We start from the raw sequence: 1,260 nt of genomic DNA on the forward strand, positions 1-1,260 counted from the left end.
GGCAGCAGAAAGTCTATATTTAACCCAACCAGCCGTTTCACAACATATTAAAAAACTTGAATGTACTATAGGGGCTGAAGTCTTCGATCGAAAAGATGGATTCAATCTGACTAAACATGGCCAAATATTGCTTAGTTATACAGACAGAACAATGTCTTTATATGACCAATTATTTGACGAATTGGCTCAAGTAGATATGTTTGATCGGTACTCTATTGCGATATCTGATTCATTTGCCCCTGAATTGGTCGCGAAGGTAATTAGCTCTTTTAGAGTGTATAACGACGTCGAGTTGGCTATTACAAGTTATAGCGACATGAATTGTGTTGATAAAGATAACCACGATTTAGTCTTCGCTATTGGTGACACCACTTCCGTGGAAGGTCGCGTTTTCCCCCTAAATAGAGAGCAATACATTTTAGCTTGCGACTGTGCCGTCAAACCTGAGGAGTGCTACCCTGAGCGAATCGTCTTTTGTAATACTTTGACTAGACGAGATGCTGAGTTATTGCTTGATTCTTCTGGGGTGGATATTTCTAAGGTAAAACATTGGCTTACCACTTCTTCCTCTCGATTGATGATCAATGAACTGCAAGCGGCAAATACTTTTGTTATCTGTCCAAGTTGGACATTAGGTGATTAAAAGTGTAGCCAATATCCGCTATCCAAGTATATCGAGATGTACGTATGGTGTAATGATTCTGCCGCGAAGAAAATTGACCAAGAACGTTTGAGAAGTTTGATTACCGAAACATTCCGACTTACTTCTAAAGGCGTGGTTGGTAGGCCACCTACGGGTCGCTTGCTAACCAGTTGTGAAGTGATGTAGAGAAACGCCATGGCTATTGAATAAATAGACATGGCGTTTGTTTTAATAATGATTAAATTAATGACAGGTAGAAGAAAAAGAGCCCACTTATACCAATTGGTATTGTGTAAGGGATACCATTCTCAAAAGGTGTTTTTTTGCGATAAACAGACATTAACCACATAACCAATATTTGAATCCCACCCAGTAATCCTATCGCTACTATTGCCGCTAACATATATTCATCGTTCACTCCTAAGAAAAGTGCGCCAATGAGTTTTACATCTCCGCCGCCTACAATATTTATCAACCAAAGTATAAAGAAACAAATAAAAACAGAGGTACTCACTGCGAGCTGAGTCAGTGGTTCTGGAGTAAAGAACAAACTAAGTAGAGAAGTAATAAAGATAATAAGAAGAAATCGATGTTTTACAATTCTATAACGAATATCA

The 1,260-nt window shown here is 38.6% G+C and carries 1 protein-coding gene and 1 pseudogene; one reads left to right on the plus strand and one right to left on the minus strand.

The window, feature by feature from the left end; genetic code table 11:
* Window positions 1-829, plus strand: a pseudogene (locus R7Z47_RS24030) (LysR family transcriptional regulator); the annotation flags it as partial.
* A gap of 52 nt (window positions 830-881) precedes the next feature.
* Here the strand turns inward: R7Z47_RS24030 and R7Z47_RS24035 are convergent.
* On the minus strand, window positions 882-1,260 hold a 379-nt coding region (locus tag R7Z47_RS24035), incomplete at its 5' end, for an A24 family peptidase (RefSeq protein ID WP_318130666.1).

Source organism: Vibrio sp. 1641, assembly GCF_033339995.1.
Classification (GTDB): domain Bacteria; phylum Pseudomonadota; class Gammaproteobacteria; order Enterobacterales; family Vibrionaceae; genus Vibrio; species Vibrio alginolyticus.